The sequence below is a fragment of the uncultured Pluralibacter sp. genome (assembly GCF_913775985.1).
In the GTDB taxonomy this organism is placed as follows: domain Bacteria; phylum Pseudomonadota; class Gammaproteobacteria; order Enterobacterales; family Enterobacteriaceae; genus Pluralibacter.
Genome location: NZ_CAJYMB010000014.1, coordinates 98,409 through 119,504, shown reverse-complemented (window position 1 = coordinate 119,504; position 21,096 = coordinate 98,409). Strand labels below are relative to the sequence as shown.

Genomic DNA, 21,096 nt, shown 5'->3' with positions numbered 1-21,096 from the left:
GTGAGCAGTTTCATTCAAAGGGCATGTTCTTATCTGTCAGGTCTGTCATAGGTATCGTATTGAATTTAAGGTTTTATTTAATCTTTCATATTTCAGCTGAAATATAATTTATTATGCGAGTTAGTGTCTGCAGTAACTTATTCTATAAAATTATAATATAGTCTTTTTAATTATGTTGTTGATAAAATAGTATTATTAAATGGAAATAAAGAGGTAGGTATTGCCATTCTTTTTTCATGGGGATAGTGAATTTTCTTGGTGAAAAGTGCGTTGTTGCTGCGCGGTTTTTATACCCTTATGAACATTGTGTGTCTGGTGTTATCTGAAATATATAAGCATTCATTGTAACACATTTTAACTTCATTGAAGTGGAATGATAACCATTTGCATTTATACTTTAGCTCTCCTGACATTGTGTTATTGTTTAAATATAACTCCATGAAATTATTAAATTAAAAAATGCGTTCTTGAGTTTGGCGTTGTATCTCAACCCTTCATCTCATTTATCTGGAATTTAGAGCGAGCAAGATGACCTGCAGTGCCGTACCTGCAGGATTTCTCAGAACTAAATAAACAGGAATGGAAAATGGCGACACAATTGTTCGCACCATCAGTATCAGAATTATCGAATCCTTTTGAGGGCGTTAGCTCAGCCGACTGGCTTTTCAATGATCAACAGCTTGGATTATGGCAGCAGCAGAGTCAGAAGGTGCTGGATCTACTTGCTGATACGGTTAAGAAGGTAGAAAAGCCTTTCAGCGGAATACTGCCTGAAGAACTGGCGGGCCAGTTCAGAAGCGTCGATTTGAATCACCCTTTGGGTGACAGCGATAAAGCATTTTCCGAGCTTTATAACCTCTACCTTCGTGATGCCATCTGGTTCCATCACCCTAAATATCTTGCGCATTTAAACTGTCCAGTGGTCCTGCCGTCGCTGGCGGCTGAGCAAATCCTCTCGGCGGTGAATACCTCGGTGGATACCTGGGATCAGAGCGCTGGCGGGACGCTTATTGAACAAAAGGTCATTGACTGGACGCTGCAGCGTATCGGGCTGCCGCCCTGTTCTGACGGTATTTTTACCAGTGGAGGAACCCAGTCAAACCTGATGGCAATGCTGCTTGCCCGCGACAGCTGGTGTGAATCTCATCATCCGGGGCACCTTGTTAAATATCGTGGTTTGCCGCCGGATGCAGGCAAATGGCGTATTTTCGCTTCATCGCTGAGCCACTTCAGTATTCAGAAGTCCATGGCAATCCTCGGGCTGGGCTACGATGCCGTGGTGGCGGTGGACTGCGATGCGCGCTACCGCATGGATGTTAAAGTGCTTGAGCGTGAGATACAGCGCTCTCGCGATGAGGGGCTGATCCCGATAGCGATCGTTGCTACTGGCGGTACAACTGACTTCGGCAGTATCGATCCGCTGGAGGAGATCGCCGACTTGTGCCAGCGCAGCAATTTATGGATGCACGTAGATGCCGCCTACGGCTGCGGTTTGCTGGTTTCAGAGCAACATCGCCAGCGCCTGCGCGGGATTGAACGGGCCGATTCTGTCACCGTGGATTACCACAAATCCTTCTTTCAGACCGTTAGCTGCGGCGCTTTTTTTGTACGGGATAAACAGAATCTGAAACACGTCACGCACCATGCTGACTACCTCAATCCGCTTAGCGCCCAGCAGGAAGGCACGCCAAATCTTGTGAATAAAAGTATCCAGACGACCCGGCGCTTTGATGCCTTAAAAATGTGGCTGACGCTGCGCATTATGGGCCCGGTTGCGTTAGGTAACGCTTTCGATTCGGTGCTGCATCTGGCGCAGATCGCACACCGGCTGTTAAGCGATCATCCTGAGATTGAGGTATTACACGCGCCGGAGCTCTCCACTCAGGTTTTCCGCTTCAGGCCCGATCGGATGCTCAGCGATACCCAAATTGATGAGATGAATGCAGCGATTCGCAAAGCCATATTCCGTTCCGGGAGGGCTATCATCGCCGGCACCCGAGTAGATGGGCGGCAGTATCTAAAATTTACCCTGCTTAATCCAACGACCACCAGCGCCGACCTGGACGAAGTTATCAGCCTGATAGCGCACTACGGACGGGAATATCTCCGCACCTCTTCGGTAACTCAATGAGAACTCCGATATGAATCATACAATTTACGATTTTGTGGGTATTGGGATCGGCCCATTTAACCTGGGCCTGGCCTGCCTCAGTGAACCCATCGAGGATCTGAACGGTATTTTTCTCGATCGGAATGCCGGATTTGACTGGCATACCGGGATGATGCTTGAGAGCGCCCATCTTCAGACGCCTTTTATTGCCGATCTGGTTACGCTTGCCGACCCAACCAGCCCGTATAGTTTGCTTAATTATATGAAAAAAAAGGGAAAGCTTTATTCTTTTTATATTAGAGAGAACTTTTTTCTGATGCGCAAAGAGTATAACCAGTACTGCCAGTGGGTTTGCTCTCGCCTTAGCAATTTACGCTGGAACAGGCGCGTGGATTATGTCAGCTATGACGAGAAAAAGTCTGCCTGGTGTGTACGCGCTACCGATACTCTTAATGGGCAAACGCAAGAGTATTATGCCCGTCAGCTTGTCCTCGGTACTGGCCCTACGGCATGGGTACCGGAGTGTAGCTTGCCGCTGCGCCCGTATTTTACCCACTCCAGCGATTACCTTGAAAATAAAGATCAGCTGCAGCAAAAGCGCTCAATTACCGTACTGGGGAGCGGACAGAGCGCAGCCGAAATTTATTATGATCTGCTCAATGATATCGACAAATTTGGCTACCAGCTTAACTGGATCACCCGCGCGCCGCGCTTCTACCCGCTTGAATACACCAGGCTGACGCTAGAGATGACCTCTCCAGAATGGGTGGATTATTTTCATGACCTGGCTCCTGCTAAGCGAGACCAGTTAAATGCCAGCCACAAAAGCCTTTATAAGGGCATTAATAGTAGTTTAATCAACGATATCTATGACCTGATGTACGTTAAACAGCTCGATGGGGAACTGAACGTTAATCTCTTCACCCATTCTGCATTGACAGGTATGCGACGGCTGCCCAACGGGGAGCTTGAACTCTCGCTCTATCAGCAGGAGCAGGAACGCGCATTTACCCGCCGTACTGAAGGGCTGGTCATGGCAACGGGATATCACTCCAGCCCGCCAGCGTTTCTTGAAGGTGTTACCCGGCGCTTGCGCTGGGACGAGCAAGGGCGCTACGACGTGCAGCGTAACTACAGCATTGATTTCTACAATCGCGTCTTTGTTCAAAATGCCGAGCTGCATACTCACGGTTTCGTTACGCCCGATCTCGGTATGGCAAGCTACCGTAACTCCGTCATTCTGCGCGAACTTACCGGAAGGGAGGTGTATCCGGTCGAACGTCAGATTGCATTTCAGACTTTCCCGGCCAAAACGGAACATTGATATGTCTTCACAATCTATTTTTAGCGCCGTGCGTCCGGCGGGGAGCTTTACTCTGCGTCCTGTGCAGGCCGATGATGCTGTGCTTATCCATCAGTGGGTGACGCGCGACTATGCCCTTTTCTGGGGTATGCAGAATGACACTCTTGAGCAGGTGAGCGCATTTTATCAAACGCTGACGGCATCCGATCCGCACGCGGCACTCATCGGCTGCTGCGATGAAAAACCGGTTTTCCTGATCGAGTGCTATCACGCCTGTAGCGACGCGGTGGCGCAATTTTATCCTGCCGAGTTGGGTGATTACGGCATGCATATCCTTCTTGCTCCAGCGACAGCACCGGTCAGACAGTTCAGCTGGCAGGTATTTACTGTTGTGATGGATTATCTGTTTAGTCTGCCGCAGGTCGCGCGAGTGGTGGTCGAGCCCGATGTGCGCAATGAAAAGATTCATCGCCTGAATAAGCGAGCGGGTTTTCGCTATCAGCACACAATTGAAATGGAAAATAAAACGGCCTGGCTGGCTTTCTGCCGGCGAGAAGATTACCAATATGCTCTTAATCAGGATTCACTGCCCATGGATAACACTAACACACTTCTTACCGGCGCCCATTTGACGGGTGATAACTGGGCGCAGGCGAACCGTATGCTTATCCGCAAGGCCATCGCCGAGTTTGCCCATGAAAAAATTGTGTCTCCACAAGAAACTGACGTCGGCTGTTTTAGTCTGGCCGTGCCGGGTAAGGAGGTGGTCTATCAATTTCGTGCGCAGCGCCTGGCCTTGGATCACTGGGATATCGATATCACCTCTTTGACGCGGCAGGAGAATGGCCAGACCCTGATGCTGGACGCGCTGCAGTTTATTGTGGAATTTAATGAGCAGATAGGTATCCCGCAGGCGCTGTTAGCGACCTATATGGAAGAAATCAGCAGTACGCTGTGCAGCAGCGTATTTAAACTTCAGAAACAGAATCCGGACAGCGCAGCTCTGGTGCGTGCGGATTTCCAGGCCGTTGAGGCGGCAATGACTGAAGGACATCCGTGTTTTGTCGCTAATAACGGGCGTATCGGGTTTGATGCTGCTGATTATCTTGCTTATGCGCCTGAAGCCGCTGCATCCGTACACCTCGTCTGGGTGGCGGTACATAAACGCAATGCGCATTTTTCCAGCCTGAGCAGCCTGGACTATAAGCAGCTGATGTGCGAAGAGCTGGGAGAGGCGACGCTTGAGCACTTTCACCGCCAGCTGGAAGACAGAGGATTACTGGCCAATAGCTATCTGCTGATGCCGGTTCACCCGTGGCAATGGCAGAATAAGCTGCTGACCGTTTTTGCCGCCGACATTGCCAATAACGACATTGTTTATCTCGGTCGCGGGGAAGATGGCTATCAGGCTCAGCAGTCTATTCGTACCTTCTTTAACCGCTCCCGGCCCGACAGGCGCTATGTCAAAACGGCGCTATCGGTACTCAATATGGGCTTTATGCGGGGCCTGTCGCCTTACTATATGGCGACCACGCCGGCAATAAATGAGTGGCTCGCGCAGCTGGTGGCGGGCGATGAGTGGCTGCAGCGCTGCGGCTTTCGTATCCTGCGTGAGGTTGCCGCAGTGGGCTATCATAACCGCCATTACGAGCAGGCTCTCAGCGGTGATTCTGCCTATAAAAAGATGTTTGCCGCGCTTTGGCGGGATAATCCGGCGGTCAACCTGCAACCGGGGCAGCGTTTGATGACAATGGCGTCGTTTTTGCACATTGACCACCATCAGAAGGCGCTGCTTCCCGCGCTGATTGCGGACTCCGGTCTGCCGGCAGAGGAGTGGGTGGCCCGCTATCTCCGCTGCTATTTGAGTCCGTTGCTGCACTGCTTCTACCAGCATGACCTGGTGTTTATGCCGCACGGCGAAAACCTGATTATGTTGCTGGAAAATAATGCTCCGGTCAGCGCCTTTATGAAAGATATTGGTGAAGAGATAGCGGTGATGAATCCAGACGCTGTATTGCCAGAGAAAGCAAAGCGGCTGGCAGTCGAGGTACCGGAAGAGCTCAAGCTGCTGTCGATTTTTACTGACGTGTTTGACTGTATCTTCCGCTTTATCAGCGCGATTCTGCACAGTTCGGGCACGCTGACACAGGAGCGGTTCTGGCAGACGGTTGCGCAGTGTGTAACAGAGTATCAGCAGGCACATCCGCATCTGGCGAGTAAATTTGCGCGCTACGACTTGTTTACCCCGGAGTTTATCCGTTCCTGCCTTAACCGCCTGCAGCTGGCAAATAATCAGCAGATGATTAATCTGGCTGACCCGGCAGAGAATCTGAAGTTTGCCGGTACGCTGAAGAATCCGCTTTCCGCATGGCGATAAGGATCCGATCATGGCGCTGTACGACCCCGTATCGCAGCTGACGCAACGTCATATTATTTTTCCGCTATCCCTGGTTTTATTTGAATTTGCTACCTATATCGCCCATGACATGATCCAGCCGGGCATGCTGCTGGTAACCCGCGAATTCAATGTGGGGCCGGAGTGGGTGTCCACTTCGCTAACGGCCTATCTGACGGGAGGCATTGTATTACAATGGCTGCTTGGCCCGCTGTCCGATCGAATAGGGCGGCGGCCTGTAATGCTCTTCGGCACGGCTTTCTTCATGTTGGGCTGCATCGCCATGCTCTGGGTGCAAAATATTGAACAATTCGTTTTACTGCGCTTTTTGCAGGGTATCAGCCTCTGTTTTATCGGCGCAGTAGGTTATGCCGCCATTCAGGAGGCATTCAATGAAGCGCTGAGTATTAAAATTATGGCGCTGATGGCGAATGTTGCTTTGGTCGCGCCCCTGGCAGGACCGCTGGCTGGCGCCGCATTACTGAGCATATGCGGATGGCGCACTCTGTTTTGGCTCTTTGGCGCAGTGACGGCTGTGGCGCTGGCAGGTCTCTGGTATGGCATGCCGGAAACCTCGGGCGATCGTGCTAAATCCTTATCGCTGACGTCACTTGCCAAGGGATATTATCGGCTGCTGGGAGAGCGCCAGGTTATTCGCGGATCGCTGGCGATTGGGCTGGTGACGGTGCCCTGTCTTGCGTGGGTGGCGCTCTCGCCGGTCATCATTATTCATGATGCGGGTCAAAGCCGCATGTACTACGCGCTGCTGCAGCTTCCTGTTTTTCTGGCCATGATTATCGGTAACCTGACGCTGGGACGTCTTGCCAGCCGAATGCCTGTCGAGCAGCCGGTGCGTCTGGGTGCCTGGCCGGTAGTAGGAGGCCTGGCCGCTGCCGCAGCAGGAACCCTTTTTAATCCTCACGGCTATCTGTGGCTCACCGCCGGGCTCAGCCTCTACGGCTTTGGTACTGGCCTGGTCAGCGCGGGGCTCTATCGCATGACGCTATTTTCCAGCCGGGCAGGTAAAGGCAGCGTTGCTGCAATGCTTGGCATGATAAGCATTCTGGTTTTTGCGCTGGGAATTGAGGCTGCTAAAGCCGCGTATTTCAGTATGGCCAGCACAGGCTTAAGCATGGTTAATCTATGCTGCGGCCTGCTCTGGCTGTGGCTAATATGCGCATTTCTGCGTGAAAACGGGAGCCGGCAGCGTAACTCAGGCGACGCTTAAGCGCTGGACAAGCGCCAATTAATTTTTCTTCAGAAATATCAATCCATCTGGCTGATTAACAAAAGCTAATTCAGTTGCGAGTCTGATTCGCAATAAATTAAAAATTGAATAGTTATTATTCGTACTCGCATTTAAACTAGGCGCTTTTTATATCCATCGGCTCGAGGCCTGCAGGGCTAAATGAGCGATTTTATAAGGAATCAACAATGAAAATGCCCTTCCTCCTGAAGCGCTCGGCCTGGCTTTGCTCAATGGCCCTTGTCGCCTCACCCCTGACTCACGCGGCGGAGACCCTGGTGGTAACCGCGCGCGCTGACGACAGCGCGACTTCGCCGACCACGGGCTATACGGCCAGGACCAGCACGGGCGCGACCAAAACCGATCGGCCGCTTATTACCACGGGCCAGGCAGTATCGGTAGTGACGCGCCAGCAGATGGAAGATCAGGGGGCGATGGATGTTAACCAGGCCCTGAACTACACCGCCGGCGTATTCACTAACTTCGCCGGTGCCGCAACGCGTTATGACACCGTTTCCCTGCGCGGCTTCCACGGCGGCGACGTGGATAATATCTTCCTCGACGGTCTGCGCCTGATGAGCGATGCCGGCAGCTATAACGTCCTGCAGGTCGATCCCTGGTTCCTTGAGCGTCTGGATGTCATTAAAGGCCCTTCCTCCGCGCTGTACGGTCAGACCGTGCCCGGCGGGCTGGTGATGGAAACCTCGAAGCGTCCGCAGTTTCGCCAGGAAGGGCACTTCCGCCTGTCCGGCGGTACTAATGACACCAGCGCAGCGGCGTTTGACTACACCGATGCCATTAACGACACGCTGGCCTTTCGCCTGACCGGGATTGGCCGCAACAGCGACACTCAGTATGATCACACCCGGGAAGAGAAGTACGCGATTTCGCCTTCGCTGCTCTGGCAGCCTTCGGGTGATACTTCGCTGCTGCTGCGCGCCTACCTGCAAAAAGATCCCTCCGGCGGCTACCACGGCGCGGTGCCGGGCGACGGCAGCATCACCGCCCACAACGGCTACAAGCTGAGTAAAGGTTTTTACGATGGCGACACCTCGCTGGACCAGTTTAAGCGGCGGGAGCAGATGTACACCGCGCAGTTCTCGCACCGCTTCAACGATACCTGGGCTTTTCGCTCCAATGCCAGCTATTCCCACTCCAACGTCAATCTTGACCAGGTATATCAAATTGGCTGGGCGGGACCGCAGAGCGACCTGCTCAATCGCTACTATTCCGGAGAGCGTTCCTCACTTAACGCCTACGCTATTGATAACCAGCTCGAAGCGGACTTTGCGACCGGCATCGTTGATCACAGGGTGGTGCTAGGGGCGGAATATCACCAGTACAAAAACGATCTGAAAGACGCCAGCGGCTCAGCCAGCCAGCTAAATGCGGTTACCGGCGAGGCGGTGGGCGCTAACCCGCCCTATAACTTCCTGAGTTCACAGCGCTACTACTATCAGACCGGGGTTTATCTGCAGGATGAGATGACGCTGGATAAGTGGCATCTGGATCTTTCCAGCCGCTACGACAGGATTGTTTCGCGTACCCATAATTACGATCTGGAAACTAAATCGCGCCGCCAGGACGATCGCGTCGGCGGGCGCGCGGCGCTGCTTTACGCGTTCGACAGCGGCATTTCGCCCTATATCAGCTACAGCCAGGCGATCACCCCGCAGTCTCTTTCCGATCAAGGCGGCAACCTTCTTAAACCTATGACGGCAGAACAGTATGAGGCGGGCGTCAAATACCAGCCCCCGGGGAGTTCTGATCTTTACACTGCTGCCGTCTATGACCTGACGCAGAAGAACGTTGCCAACCGGGTGGTCAATGGGACCTATTACGTGCCTGCCGGTAAGATACATTCACAAGGGCTGGAGCTGGAGGCACGGAGCCAGATAACGTCCCGCCTGAGCACCATCGCCAACTACACCCTCAACCGCATCCGCTACCGTGATGCTATCGACGGCAACGGCGGGAATACGCCCTATATAACGCCGAAGTCGATGGCCTCGCTGTGGAGCAAATACCAGCTTAATAATGGCCTGAGCGTCGGCGGCGGCGTTCGCTATATCGGCAGGCAGTGGGCGGATAATGAAAATACCACCCGACTGGCTTCCGCCACGCTGTTTGATGCGTTAATCCGGGCCGATCTCGGCGCGTGGAACAGCAAGCTGAAAGGCGCGTTTGTGCAGGTGAATGCTAACAACCTTGCTAATCGCAAATACGTTTCTGCCTGCTACGGCACCGGGTACTGCTACTGGGGCGCAGAGCGCTCTGTCGTGGCGACGGTGGGATATGACTTCTGATTCGACATTGGATATAGAAAAGGGGAGCGGTTCATCTAACCGCGCCGGGTAAAGCCATCAACAACCCGGAAGGCAGCGTGCGCCAGCGCTTTATCAGGAAGATCTGAGGCTGGCGCTGCTGCTTACCTATACCCGTCATCCTTCAGACTGGCTGAAGGATAACGGGTTACTCTTCTGGCATCTTTCCTTAGCGCTAAGCGCAATCAGATACTCCGCGCTGACCATATTAGTTTTAGCCACGAAAGCCCCCGAGCTGCACTCTACGCTGATGGTGACGTGATGGTTGTGCTCAACACCAACGCCCTCATTGGCATACTTAACGCTCTCTTTAATGTTGACGACGTGATTTAAAAACGACACTTTTTTGATATCCCGGTAGGGAAGCAAAAACGTTTTTTTGGCTAAGCCGTCTCTTGTAAAAACATACTCACCTTTTGGAATGGAGCCATCCAGGACGCGCATGTTGGATCCTTATTTCGTCAGTGTGTTGAGCCTGTCAAAGATAGCCGCAGCAGAGTCGCTGTAGCGTTCATCACTAAAGTTGTCGAGAACGTAGCGCCTGCCATTTTCGCCACAGTGCTCAAGAGACTCCGGGTTATTAAAAACGTGCTCTAAGACGCGGGGCAAAGAAACATTCAGATCGCCGTTCAGTATATAACCCGTTTCGCCCTCTTTTACGGCATCGCTAATTTCGCCGACCGGCGTCGCAATCACCGGCAGCGCCACATTCATGGCTTCATGGACCGACAGGCACAGGCCTTCATAGCGGGAGGTTTGAACGTAGACATGCTGTTTTGACAGGAACCCCCCGACATCGGCCGAAAAGCCGGGCAGGGATACCACGCTGTTTAAATCGAGGCTCGAGATTTGACGCTCAAGCGCAGCCCGCTCCGGGCCTTCGCCGAGGATGGTTAAGTGCAGGCGCGATTTTAGCTGCGGATGCGCCGTTAAAAAGGTCGCGAGCGCGTCGATGAGGCCGGCATAGTTCTTAACATCGTGCAGTCGGCCTACGCTTCCTATCTGCAAAACCTCTTTCCCGTCCCAGCGCGCGGCGGTTGGGAAATCCGGAATGCTTTTATACAGCGGCCAGGCCAGCACTTTTTCTGCGGGAATGCTCCATTCATTGCGCAGATACCCGGCGACAGACGTTGAGTCGCCCACCCACAGGTTCGGTTCTTGACGTACTTTAAACAGGCCCTTACGGGTACTCATACTGTGCTTGAAGGCGATGGTCGGGATACGCAGCAGGCGGCTGGCACGAATGCCAATTCGCGTAGCCCAGCTAAATGAGGACCAGATAACATCCGGGCGATCCTTCCGGGTTTTAATCAGATAGAGTGCCAGAATAACACTGAGGGGCCGGCGCTTCTTCGACAGGACGGTGTAGGATAATCCTGCTTCTGTTAGCCGTATTGCGCCACCCATATCTCGCGGTTCGCAGGCATAAATAGAGACTTCGTGTCCGAGGCTTTGCAACGTTCTGACGATTTCCGGAATAACAAAGATGCCCCCGCCGCTTTCCAGGCTGGTGACAAGATAGTGAATCTTCAATTTATAACCCCATTAAATGTATCTGTTTGACAGTGTTAACTATCAAAAAAGTTATTAACGCTGGCGTCGTGCTGATGACTATTTTTATGGCCTTAACTTTATTCCGCGCCGGCTTACCCTCAGGCACCTTTGTCTCCGGGGCCTGATTTCAATGCCGTAGCGAGTGGCACCCTGGCAATATGCAAAGTGAGAGAGTTTTATGTTTAGCCAGGAAATTTAGAACTGCTGATATAACTACTTTGTTAGTGTGGAAATTATTCTCGCCGCCATCTGTATTCTGCTGATTAATAAAGATTGCAAAAACGTTATTACAAAGCTGCGCCGGGCATTATGCGTCATCATTTTTTGTTTTACATCTTTTTACCGTAAAAATTTCAATCAAAATTCTCATCGACCGCAGCAATATCACAAGTATTTTGAACGGAATTGATAGATGAACCTTCGCGTAGATGAGATTCAGTATTTTGCACATAAATTTCAGTGAGGTAAGTCAAAAATCCAGTATTTTTAAACTGTCATTTATTGAGGGAGAATATATTTTTATTGATTCCGGTATGGAAACAGTTCTGGAAAAGGTGGGCCAGGCGGTGCGTATCAGTTAAAGACGATCAATAATGGCTTATTAAGATAGTGGTTATTTAATGTGGAAGTATTCATTACAGCGATAAATGTATTGTCGCTGTAACATTGATCGATATTGAGGCTGTAGTTAACTACACCCGTTATTGAGCGCAATTCAGCGCTGGCGCAAGAGGACCATACTTTTTTCGCCAGGATACGGTGGTGTACTTTTAGGGGAATTGCACAGAAGTCGCTTTATTGCCGCGCCTGCCCGCTAATCACGCTTGAGACAAAAAGCAAAAAACTGGCTTTTCAGGGCCAGTTTTTTATCACTAAAACGGTAAATTTCACTTCCCGCGACAGTTACCGCATCGTCACAAACTCTTCCGAACCGGTCGGGTGAATGGCGACGGTATTATCAAAGTCTTTTTTGGTCGCGCCCATCTTCAGCGCCACCGCAAAGCCCTGCAGCATTTCGTCCATGCCGTAGCCGATACCGTGAATGCCGACAATTTTCTCTTCCGGCCCGACGCACACCAGCTTCATGCGGCACGGCTGGCGGTGGGCGGTGACAGCGGTGTACATGGCAGTGAATGAAGACTTATACACTTTTACCGCGTCGTCGCCGTACTGCTCGCGGGCGGCGGGCTCGCTCAGGCCGACGGTGCCGATAGGCGGATGGCTGAACACCACTGTCGGGATGTTGCTGTAATCCAGATGCTCGTCCGGCTTGTTGTTAAACAGGCGCTCGGAGAGACGGCGGCCTGCGGCAACCGCAACCGGCGTTAATTCAACCGCGCCGGTAATGTTATCGCCCACGGCGTAGATGCCCGGCACGCTGGTGTTCTGGAACTTGTCCACTACGATGTGTCCGCTGTCGCTGGTTTTTACCCCGGCGGCGGCAAGGTTGATGTTGTCGGTGGACGGCTCGCGGCCAATAGCCCAGATCAGGCAGTCAATAGTCTGACTGCGGCCATCTTCCAGGGTAAGCGTCAGGCTGCCGTCGGCATTTTTCACTACCGACGCCGGCGTGGCATTGGTGTGCAGCGTCGGGCCTTCGCTTTCCATCACTTCAACCAGCGTCTCGACAATCAGCGGATCGAAGCTGCGCAGCGGGGCGTGCTTGCGCACGAACAGGTGCGCTTCGGCACCGAGTCCGTTAATCACGCCTGCCAGCTCCACCGCAATGTAGCCCGCGCCGACAATTGCCACGCGCTTTGGCAGGGCAGGCAGCTCGAAGAAGCCGTCCGAGTCGATGCCGTATTCAGCGCCCGGGATCGACGGATGCACCGGGCGGCCGCCGGTGGCGATCAGAATATGATCCGCCGTCAGGGTTTCGCCGTTGACCTCAACGGTGTGCGCATCCACAAAGCGGGCGAAGCCTTTGATCACGTCGACTTTATTTTTACCCAGCACGTTATCGTACGACGTGTGAATGCGGTCGATGTAGGCGCTGCGGCTGGCAACCAGCTTGTCCCAGTCAAAACGATTCAGGGTAGTATCAAAACCGTAGTCCGGGCCGTACAGCTCGATGGCCTCACGGATTTGAGCCGCATGCCACATCACTTTTTTCGGCACGCAGCCGACGTTGACGCAGGTACCGCCCAGCTCTTTGGCTTCGATCAGGGCGCACTTCTGACCGTACATGGCCGCACGATTGATGGAGGCGATGCCGCCGCTGCCGCCGCCGATGGCGATGTAGTCGTAATGCTTGCTCATATCACTGATTCCTTAATCGTTTAATGCCGTAATAGTATACCCGGCAGGAATAGATTCCACCGATGCCTGCAATTACTCCGGCACTATCCAGCTCACGGTGGCGTGCCCGGTGCCGGAGGGCACCAGCGTGCGGTGCAGCCACGGCAGAACCGCGTTCATCTGCTGTTCCAGCTTCCACGGCGGGTTAATGACGATCATCCCCGAGGCGGTCATGCCCCGGCGATCGCTATCCGGCAGCACGCCCAGCTCAATCTGCAGAATGCGGCGAATGCCGGTGGCTTCCAGCTCTTTGATCATCCGCTTGATCTGCGCGCGCAGCACCACCGGATACCACAGGGCATAGGTGCCGGTGGCAAAACGCTTGTAGCCTTCGCTGATGCCGGCCACCACCGCCTGATAGTCTGTTTTCATTTCATACGGCGGGTCGATGAGAATAAGCCCGCGGCGCGAAACCGGCGGCAGTTTGGCTTTCAGCTGCTGGTAGCCGTCACGCTTTTCGACGCGGGCGCGCTCGTCTTTCTGAAACTCTGAGCGCAGCAGCGGGAAGTCGCTCGGGTGCAGCTCGGTAAGATGAATGCTGTCCTGCTCGCGCAGCAGCTGGCGGGCGATAAGCGGTGAGCCCGGATAGTAGCGCAGCTGGCCGCTGCGGTTGAAATGCTTAATCACGCTGATATAGGGGGCCAGCTCGGCGGGCAGGTCTTCCTGCTGCCAGAGGCGGGCAATACCTTCAAGATACTCGCCGGTGCGCTCCGCGTGCTCGCCGCTCAGCTGATAGCGTCCGGCGCCCGCGTGGGTGTCGAGATAGAGAAACGGCTTATCTTTCTCTTTCATTGACTCAATGATCAGGCTCTGGACGGTATGTTTAAGGACGTCGGCGTGATTGCCGGCGTGAAAGCTGTGGCGATAGCTAAGCATGAAGCGGGAGTTCCGAAATAATTAACATTCCCGACAGTTTACCGCAGTTTGGCCCGGATTACCGCCCGATGCGCCGCGCTTCGCGCTGCAGCGGGCTGTCATCTTACTGTCAAGCGCGTGCGCTAGCGTTGCCGTTATGTTGGTAATCCGTTGAATACAGGAATAATAAATGATGAAACGTTTCTCTCTGCTGGCGCTGGCCGTGACCTTTACGCTGTCGGCGGCGGCCCAGGAAATCGCGCTGCCCGACGCCGGGCGCGCGGCGGCCAGTCCGGTATTCGATGCGCTGGAAGCCGATTCCCTGCGGGCGCTGCGCCAGCAGCTTCAGGGCGCGGACGGCGTTCTGAGCCGCGACAGGCTTGAAGATGCCCGGCAATCTGCCCGCCAGGCCGACAAAGAGTGGCTGAAGGCCAGCGACTACGATTTTGCTAAAAAAGCGCGTCAGCAGGCGGGAATTGCGCTGCTGTCCGGCTTTAGCTCGCTTTCGCCAGCGGTGCTGGCGCAAAACCTGGAGACGGTTACCGACATTAACCGCGATGCGCCAGCCGCGATGCGGCACCAGGCGCTGGCTGACGCCGAAGGCATTGATTTCCTCTACTTCCTCAGCGACGCGCTCGGGCCGCGGCTCGGCAAGGCGTTTATTACCGCCTACGACAAAGGCGAACTGAGCAAGGCGGCGGCGCTGATCAAGGCCAGCGAAGTGAGCACCAGCGCGGCGAAAAAGCACTTCCACTACGATCGTCCCTTCCTGACCCCGGACAACACCATTCACCTGGTGCCCGATGACGTGGTGGTAAAAGATAATCAGCCCTACACCGCCGACGGCGGCTCGTTCCCCAGCGGACACACCAACACCGGCGTCACCGACGCGCTGCTGCTGGCGCAGATGATCCCGGAGCGCTACGACGCGCTGGTGATCCGCGGCGCGCGCTACGGCTATTCGCGGCTGGTGCTCGGGGTACACTATCCGCTGGACGTGATGGGATCGCGGATGGTGGCCCAGAGTAACGTGGCGGCCTATCTCAATGACGCGAAGTACCGGCTGCTGTTCAGCCAGGCCCGGGACCAGCTGCGCGCCGCGCTGGAGAAGGAGTGCGGCACATCGCTGGCGCAGTGCGCGCAGCCGCAGGGCAGCGACGATCCCTACAGCAGCCCGGCGATGACACAGTTCTACGGCTTCACCATGACCTACGGATTCCCGGCTCAGCCGGGGGCGGGCAGCGATAAGGTGGAGGTACCGCCGGGTGCCGAAGTGCTGCTGGAGAGCGCGCTTCCCAAACTTTCTGCCGCCCAGCGGCGGGCGCTGATGGTCAGCACCGCGCTGCCGGCGGGCTATCCGCTTTCCGGCAGCACGCCCGAGCAGCAGTTCTGGCAGCGCCTGAACCTGGTGGCGGCGCAGCAGGCCGCCGCACGGCTTTAGCCCCCCGGGCCCGGTGAATGCCGGGCCCCATAAAGCTTGTCGCAAGATGCCTTTCCCCGCCCGGCGCTATTGAAATCCTCTACACTTATCCCCATTCTTGCTCCTATCGCCTAATGCGCCGGAGCGTGCGCTTCGACATTCACTTTTCAAAGGACCGCGCTGATGACTAATCCATTATTGACCTCATTTAACCTGCCGCCGTTTTCCAGAATTCAGCCGGAGCACGTGGTGCCTGCCGTGACTAAAGCGCTGGACGACTGCCGGGCGGCGGTAGAGCGCGCGGTGGCGCAGGGTGCGCCCTACAGCTGGGAGAACCTTTGCCAGCCGCTGGCGGAAGTGGACGACGCGCTGGGCCGCATTTTCTCCCCGGTGAGCCACCTTAATTCCGTGAAAAACAGCCCCGAGCTGCGCGAAGCCTACGAGCAGACCCTGCCGCTGCTGTCGGAGTACAGCACCTGGGTCGGGCAGCATGAAGGGCTGTATCAGGCCTACCGCGATCTGCGCGACGGCAGCAGCTACGCCAGTCTGAACACCGCGCAGCAGAAAGCGGTGGATAACGCCCTGCGCGATTTCGAACTGTCCGGCATCGGCCTGCCGAAAGAGAAACAGAAGCGCTATGGCGAAATCGCCGCACGCCTCTCCGAGCTGGGCAACCAGTACAGCAACAACGTGCTCGATGCGACGATGGGCTGGTCGAAGCTGATTACCGATGAAGCCGAGCTGGCGGGGATGCCGGAAAGCGCGCTGGCCGCGGCAAAAGCCCAGGCGCAGGCCAAAGAGCAGGAAGGCTATCTGCTGACGCTGGATATCCCGAGCTATCTGCCGGTGATGACCTATTGCGACAACCAGGCGCTGCGCGAAGAGATGTATCGCGCCTACGTGACCCGCGCCTCCGATCAGGGGCCGAACGCCGGCAAGTGGGACAACAGCCCGGTGATGGCGGAAATTCTGGCCCTGCGCCACGAGCTGGCGCAGCTGCTGGGCTTTGAAAGCTATGCCTTTAAATCACTGGCCACCAAAATGGCGGAAAACCCGCAGCAGGTGCTCGACTTCCTGACCGATCTGGCGAAGCGCGCCCGCCCGCAGGGTGAGAAAGAGCTGGCCCAGCTGCGCGCCTACGCGAAATCCGAGTTCGGCGTTGACGAGCTGCAGCCCTGGGATATCGCCTACTACAGCGAGAAGCAGAAGCAGCACCTTTACAGCATCAGCGATGAGCAGCTGCGCCCTTATTTCCCGGAAAACAAAGCCGTTAACGGCCTGTTTGAGGTGGTTAAGCGCATTTACGGTATTACTGCTAAAGAACGCACCGATATTAACGTCTGGAATCCGGACGTGCGCTTCTTCGAGCTGTATGACGAGAAAAATGAACTGCGCGGCAGCTTCTATCTCGATCTGTACGCCCGCGAGCACAAGCGCGGCGGGGCGTGGATGGACGACTGCGTCGGCCAGATGCGCAAAGCCGACGGCTCGCTGCAAAAGCCGGTGGCCTACCTGACCTGCAACTTTAACCGCCCGGTCAGCGGCAAGCCCGCGCTGTTTACCCACGACGAAGTGATTACCCTGTTCCACGAGTTCGGCCACGGCCTGCACCATATGCTGACCCGCATCGAAACTGCCGGCGTATCCGGCATTAGCGGCGTGCCGTGGGATGCGGTCGAGCTGCCGAGCCAGTTTATGGAAAACTGGTGCTGGGAGCCGGAAGCGCTGGCGTTTATCTCCGGCCACTATGAAACCGGCGAGCCGCTGCCGAAAGCGCTGCTGGATAAAATGCTGGCGGCGAAAAATTACCAGGCGGCGATGTTTATCCTGCGCCAGTTGGAGTTTGGCCTGTTCGATTTCCGCTTGCACGCCGAGTTCAGCCCGGAGCAGGGCGCGAAGATCCTCGACACGTTGGCCGAGATCAAAAAGCAGGTTGCCGTGGTGCCGGGCCCGAGCTGGGGCCGCTTCCCGCACGCCTTCAGCCACATTTTCGCCGGCGGCTACGCGGCGGGCTACTACAGCTACCTGTGGGCCGATGTGCTGGCGGCGGACGCCTACTCCCGCTTCGAGGAGGAGGGGATCTTTAACCGCGAAACCGGTAAATCGTTCCTCGATAACATCCTCAGCCGCGGCGGTTCCGAAGAGCCGATGACTCTGTTCAAACGCTTCCGCGGCCGCGAGCCGCAGCTGGACGCGATGCTTGAGCACTACGGCATTAAGGGCTGATCCCGCTGGTGAAAATCTGTTTAGTAGATGAATCAGGCGCCGGAGACGGCGCCTTATCTGTTCTGGCGGCCCGCTGGCAGCTGGAACACGATGCGGACAATCTGATGGCGCTGGTGCTCACCGCCGAACGTCTGGAGCTGCGCAAGCGCGACGAGCCGAAGCTCGGCGGCATCAGCGTGGATTTCGCTGGCGGCGCGATGGCACACCGGCGCAAATTTGGCGGCGGCCGCGGCGAAGCAGTGGCGAAAGCGGTCGGCATCAAAGGCGACTACCTGCCGGACGTGGTGGACGCTACCGCGGGGCTCGGGCGGGATGCGTTTGTGCTGGCGTCCGTCGGCTGCCGGGTGCGGATGCTTGAACGCAATCCGGTGGTTGCCGCGCTGCTGGACGACGGCCTGCGTCGCGGCTACGCCGATGCGGAGATCGGCGGCTGGCTGCGGGAGCGCCTGACGCTAATCCACGCCTCCAGCCTGAACTCGCTGGCGGAGATCGCGCCGCGCCCGCAGGTGGTTTATCTCGACCCAATGTTTCCCCACCGGCAGAAAAGTGCGCTGGTGAAAAAAGAGATGCGGGTCTTTCAGTCGCTGGTGGGCCCGGATCTGGACGCCGACGGCCTGCTGGCCCCCGCCAGGCTTCTTGCCACCAAGCGGGTGGTAGTGAAGCGCCCGGACTACGCGCCGCCGCTGGCGGGCCTTGAAACGCCTAACGCGGTGATCACCAAAGGGCACCGCTTTGACATCTATTCAGGTACCGCGGAGTAGATAAAAGAAAACCCGATGGGGCTATACGCCGCATCGGGTTTTTTATGCACAACGAATAGCTTAGCTGGCCTGAGGCTGCGCCTGTCCGGCGTAACCGTAGCCTGCAGACGCCATGTAATCAGCGACCGCTTTTTCCGCGTCGGCAATCACGTCTTTCAGCGGCTGGTTGGCATCAATATTGACGATATGCGCGCCGTTAAAGGTCAGCTGCGGCGTGATGGCGATTTTCTTCTCCAGCGCTTCGCGGCGGTGGTCCGGCTTGCGGGCGCAGGCCACGTCGAGATCGACATTCAGCTTGATCACCAGGTCCGGCTTAACGCTTGCCATCCAGTGGAAGGCTTTCTGCTCCTGCTTGCGCATCCAGGAAACCAGCGCGTTGCCCGGCACGTCGCGCGGGAAAACGGTGCCGTCATAGGCGCCTGGGATCTGCTCCTGCGGATAGCGGTCGGTCAGGATGATATTGCCCTGGCGACGGCAGGAGAGCATATGGCGAAAGCGCAGCAGGCGGCGCAGGACAAAGAACATCACGACAAGGGCAGGGCCGAGGCCCGGCAGCTCTTTTGCCGTTTTGACCTTGTGCTTTTCAATGGATTTTCCAACCTTCTTCCCCATCAGAGGAAGGTTGCTGATGGCGCGGCCAACGTTGCCCGCCTGTTTACCCAGATGCACCTGCGCAACCGGGCCATATTTTTCTACGTAGGGGAGGAGATTTTCGCAGACCGTTGATTTTCCAGAACCATCGCTACCAATTACCGCGATAAGTGGTGGGAGTTTAGAAGGCATAAAAATACTCACATCATAAAATATTGTAAGAAAATACTCCCTTATTCAGATATCCTCAAGGCAGCGCGCATTAAATGGCAATAAGGTGTATAACCTAGCCTGAAATAAAGGGGCCACGGCACGCGGCGCAAATATTCTGAACTCAGAATCAATTAATATACAGCAAATTTTTCAAAGCAGGTTTTTTCGTGAGTCGACAGATTAATCCAGGAACCAGTCATCCGCCAGTGCGGGTGATCGCCATAACAGGTTGTGACGGCTCGGGGAAATCAACCCTGACAACCAATCTGTTTAATCGCCTGTCCCCGGAATATCCGGTTGAGATGATCTATCTCGGGCAGTCGTCAGGCCGCATTGGCGAATGGATTAGCGAACTGCCGATTATCGGCGCGCCCTTTGGCCGCTATCTGCGCAAAAAAGCCGATAACGTTAACGAGAAGCCCTCCACGCCGCCGGGCGCGGTCACCGCGCTGGTTATTTACCTGCTCTCCTGCTGGCGAACCTGGAAGTTTCGCCGCATGCTGCGGCGCAGCGCGCAGGGTAAGCTGCTGATCACCGATCGCTGGCCACAGGCCGAAGTGGCGGGATTCCGCTTTGACGGCCCGCAGCTGGCCAAAACCAACGGCGGCAGCGGCTGGGTGCAGATGCTCAGAAAGCGTGAAGCAGCGCTGTATGACTGGATGGCCTCGTATCCGCCCGCGCTGCTTATCCGCCTGAACATCGACGCGGAAACGGCCCACGCGCGCAAGCCCGACCACAAGCTGTCGGCGCTGCGTGAAAAAGTGGCGGTGATCCCCGGCCTGCACTTCAACGGCGCCAATATCCTCGATCTTGACGGTCGCGATCCTGCAGAACAGGTCGTTGATGAATCGCTGCGCGCGATCCGGGCCGCTCTGGTATAACTCCGCATCACGACGCGTGATTGCCTGGTAAGACGAAAGTAAATGCAAACAGATAAACTGAATACTCAGCACGATCCCTCCCTGCCTTATATTCCCGGCCTCGTGGCGGTTGTCGGCTGTGACGGCACCGGTAAATCCACCCTGACCGCAGATCTGGTGAAGCACCTTAACGCGCGCTGGGCTACCGAGCGCCGCTACCTGGGGCTCGTTTCCGGCGAAACCGGCGATAAAATCAAGCGCTGGCCGATCATCGGTGTCTGGCTGGAGCGCCGGCTGGCGAAGAAAACCTCCAAAGCGCAGAGCATGAGCTCCAAAGGCCCCGCGCTGTGGGCGGCGCTTATCATGTACGGCTTCTCACTGTGGCGCATGTCGAACCTGCACAAGGTGAAGCAGCTGGCAGACAGCGGCGTGTTGGTAATTAGCGATCGCTTCCCGCAGTCGGAGATTACCGGTTTTTACTACGACGGCCCCGGCATCGGCGTCGAGCGCGTGACCGGCAGGCTGAAACGCTGGCTGGCGGCGCGCGAGCAGCGTCTCTACCAGCGCGAGATGAAAAAGTATCGCCCGGAGCTGCTGATCCGCCTCGATATCGACGTGGAAACCGCGTTTTCCCGCAAGCCGGACCACGACTATGAAGAGCTGCGCGATAAAATCGGCATCATGTCGCAGATCCAGTACAGCGGGACCCGCATTTACGAGCTGGATTCCAGAATGCCCTACGCCGAGGTGCTGGAAAAAGCGCTGGAGGTGGTCTCTGCGGTCGCTGCATCGTCGCATCGTAACGGGCCGCTGCCGGAAGCGCAGCGGGCAGGGCAAGAGGCTTAAGATGCCTTATCGTCTTTATCCCCGTCATACTTCAAGCTGCTTGTGCGTTGGCTGCGTGAGCTCACCCCGGTCACTTACTCCAGTAAGCTCCCGG

Annotated in this window: 15 protein-coding genes; 10 read left to right on the top strand and 5 right to left on the bottom strand. The window is 55.7% G+C overall.

Annotated elements, in window-relative coordinates; genetic code table 11:
• Positions 1–586 precede the first annotated feature (586 nt).
• From QZ766_RS02510 to QZ766_RS02490, 5 genes are all read left to right on the top strand, one after another.
• Complete coding sequence (locus QZ766_RS02510) at positions 587–2,131, top strand: aspartate aminotransferase family protein (RefSeq protein ID WP_297196972.1); 1,545 nt, start codon at positions 587–589, stop codon at positions 2,129–2,131.
• Between the two features lie 10 nt (positions 2,132–2,141).
• A complete protein-coding gene (locus tag QZ766_RS02505; protein WP_297196900.1) occupies positions 2,142–3,434 on the top strand; it encodes a SidA/IucD/PvdA family monooxygenase in 1,293 nt (430 codons plus the stop codon).
• 1 nt (position 3,435) lies between these two features.
• Positions 3,436–5,790, top strand: a complete 2,355-nt coding sequence (locus QZ766_RS02500) for a GNAT family N-acetyltransferase (RefSeq protein WP_297196898.1) — start codon at positions 3,436–3,438, stop codon at positions 5,788–5,790.
• A 10-nt stretch (positions 5,791–5,800) separates the two neighbouring features.
• Entirely contained in the window at positions 5,801–7,036 is a 1,236-nt protein-coding gene (locus tag QZ766_RS02495; protein ID WP_297196896.1) for an MFS transporter, read from the top strand.
• A gap of 206 nt (positions 7,037–7,242) precedes the next feature.
• Positions 7,243–9,360: a TonB-dependent siderophore receptor gene (locus QZ766_RS02490; RefSeq protein ID WP_297196894.1), complete on the top strand. Its 2,118-nt coding sequence runs from the start codon at positions 7,243–7,245 to the stop codon at positions 9,358–9,360.
• Between the two features lie 135 nt (positions 9,361–9,495).
• On the opposite strand, the gene QZ766_RS02485 is transcribed toward QZ766_RS02490, so the two are convergent.
• The 4 genes from QZ766_RS02485 to QZ766_RS02470 form a co-directional block, all read right to left on the bottom strand.
• Complete coding sequence (locus QZ766_RS02485; protein WP_297196893.1) at positions 9,496–9,822, bottom strand: hypothetical protein; 327 nt, start codon at positions 9,820–9,822, stop codon at positions 9,496–9,498.
• Between the two features lie 9 nt (positions 9,823–9,831).
• Positions 9,832–10,911 carry a glycosyltransferase gene (locus tag QZ766_RS02480; protein ID WP_297196891.1) on the bottom strand — a complete coding sequence of 360 codons (1,080 nt, stop codon included), beginning with the start codon at positions 10,909–10,911 and terminating at the stop codon, positions 9,832–9,834.
• A gap of 924 nt (positions 10,912–11,835) precedes the next feature.
• Positions 11,836–13,191, bottom strand: coding sequence for a glutathione-disulfide reductase (gene gorA, locus QZ766_RS02475; RefSeq protein WP_297196889.1), 1,356 nt, complete (start codon positions 13,189–13,191; stop codon positions 11,836–11,838).
• A 72-nt stretch (positions 13,192–13,263) separates the two neighbouring features.
• Positions 13,264–14,106 carry a 23S rRNA (adenine(2030)-N(6))-methyltransferase RlmJ gene (locus tag QZ766_RS02470; RefSeq protein WP_297196887.1) on the bottom strand — a complete coding sequence of 281 codons (843 nt, stop codon included), beginning with the start codon at positions 14,104–14,106 and terminating at the stop codon, positions 13,264–13,266.
• A 169-nt stretch (positions 14,107–14,275) separates the two neighbouring features.
• Here QZ766_RS02470 and QZ766_RS02465 point away from each other — a divergent pair, with 169 nt between their 5' ends.
• From QZ766_RS02465 to rsmJ, 3 genes are all read left to right on the top strand, one after another.
• On the top strand, positions 14,276–15,526 hold the full coding sequence (locus QZ766_RS02465) for a phosphatase PAP2 family protein (RefSeq protein ID WP_297196885.1): 1,251 nt from the start codon (positions 14,276–14,278) through the stop codon (positions 15,524–15,526).
• A 162-nt stretch (positions 15,527–15,688) separates the two neighbouring features.
• Complete coding sequence (prlC, locus tag QZ766_RS02460) at positions 15,689–17,731, top strand: oligopeptidase A (RefSeq protein WP_297196883.1); 2,043 nt, start codon at positions 15,689–15,691, stop codon at positions 17,729–17,731.
• An 8-nt stretch (positions 17,732–17,739) separates the two neighbouring features.
• Positions 17,740–18,492: a 16S rRNA (guanine(1516)-N(2))-methyltransferase RsmJ gene (rsmJ, locus tag QZ766_RS02455; RefSeq protein ID WP_297196881.1), complete on the top strand. Its 753-nt coding sequence runs from the start codon at positions 17,740–17,742 to the stop codon at positions 18,490–18,492.
• Between the two features lie 60 nt (positions 18,493–18,552).
• On the opposite strand, the gene QZ766_RS02450 is transcribed toward rsmJ, so the two are convergent.
• The gene (locus QZ766_RS02450) at positions 18,553–19,275 is read right to left on the bottom strand and encodes a dTMP kinase (protein WP_297196879.1); all 723 of its coding nucleotides are present in this window, start codon (positions 19,273–19,275) and stop codon (positions 18,553–18,555) included.
• A gap of 188 nt (positions 19,276–19,463) precedes the next feature.
• Here QZ766_RS02450 and QZ766_RS02445 point away from each other — a divergent pair, with 188 nt between their 5' ends.
• The gene (locus QZ766_RS02445; protein WP_297196876.1) at positions 19,464–20,177 is read left to right on the top strand and encodes a hypothetical protein; all 714 of its coding nucleotides are present in this window, start codon (positions 19,464–19,466) and stop codon (positions 20,175–20,177) included.
• Between the two features lie 42 nt (positions 20,178–20,219).
• Complete coding sequence (locus tag QZ766_RS02440; protein WP_297196875.1) at positions 20,220–21,002, top strand: hypothetical protein; 783 nt, start codon at positions 20,220–20,222, stop codon at positions 21,000–21,002.
• Positions 21,003–21,096 lie beyond the last annotated feature (94 nt).

What these genes read in the sequence shown, in the direction of transcription:
- QZ766_RS02510 (WP_297196972.1), top strand. Translation starts at nt 587, where the DNA reads ATGGCGACACAATTGTTCGCACCATCAGTATCAGAATTATCGAATCCT.
- QZ766_RS02505 (WP_297196900.1), top strand. Translation starts at nt 2,142, where the DNA reads ATGAATCATACAATTTACGATTTTGTGGGTATTGGGATCGGCCCATTT.
- QZ766_RS02500 (WP_297196898.1), top strand. Translation starts at nt 3,436, where the DNA reads ATGTCTTCACAATCTATTTTTAGCGCCGTGCGTCCGGCGGGGAGCTTT.
- QZ766_RS02495 (WP_297196896.1), top strand. Translation starts at nt 5,801, where the DNA reads ATGGCGCTGTACGACCCCGTATCGCAGCTGACGCAACGTCATATTATT.
- QZ766_RS02490 (WP_297196894.1), top strand. Translation starts at nt 7,243, where the DNA reads ATGAAAATGCCCTTCCTCCTGAAGCGCTCGGCCTGGCTTTGCTCAATG.
- QZ766_RS02485 (WP_297196893.1), bottom strand. Translation starts at nt 9,822, where the DNA reads ATGCGCGTCCTGGATGGCTCCATTCCAAAAGGTGAGTATGTTTTTACA.
- gorA (WP_297196889.1), bottom strand. Translation starts at nt 13,191, where the DNA reads ATGAGCAAGCATTACGACTACATCGCCATCGGCGGCGGCAGCGGCGGC.
- QZ766_RS02470 (WP_297196887.1), bottom strand. Translation starts at nt 14,106, where the DNA reads ATGCTTAGCTATCGCCACAGCTTTCACGCCGGCAATCACGCCGACGTC.
- QZ766_RS02465 (WP_297196885.1), top strand. Translation starts at nt 14,276, where the DNA reads ATGATGAAACGTTTCTCTCTGCTGGCGCTGGCCGTGACCTTTACGCTG.
- prlC (WP_297196883.1), top strand. Translation starts at nt 15,689, where the DNA reads ATGACTAATCCATTATTGACCTCATTTAACCTGCCGCCGTTTTCCAGA.
- QZ766_RS02450 (WP_297196879.1), bottom strand. Translation starts at nt 19,275, where the DNA reads ATGCCTTCTAAACTCCCACCACTTATCGCGGTAATTGGTAGCGATGGT.
- QZ766_RS02440 (WP_297196875.1), top strand. Translation starts at nt 20,220, where the DNA reads ATGCAAACAGATAAACTGAATACTCAGCACGATCCCTCCCTGCCTTAT.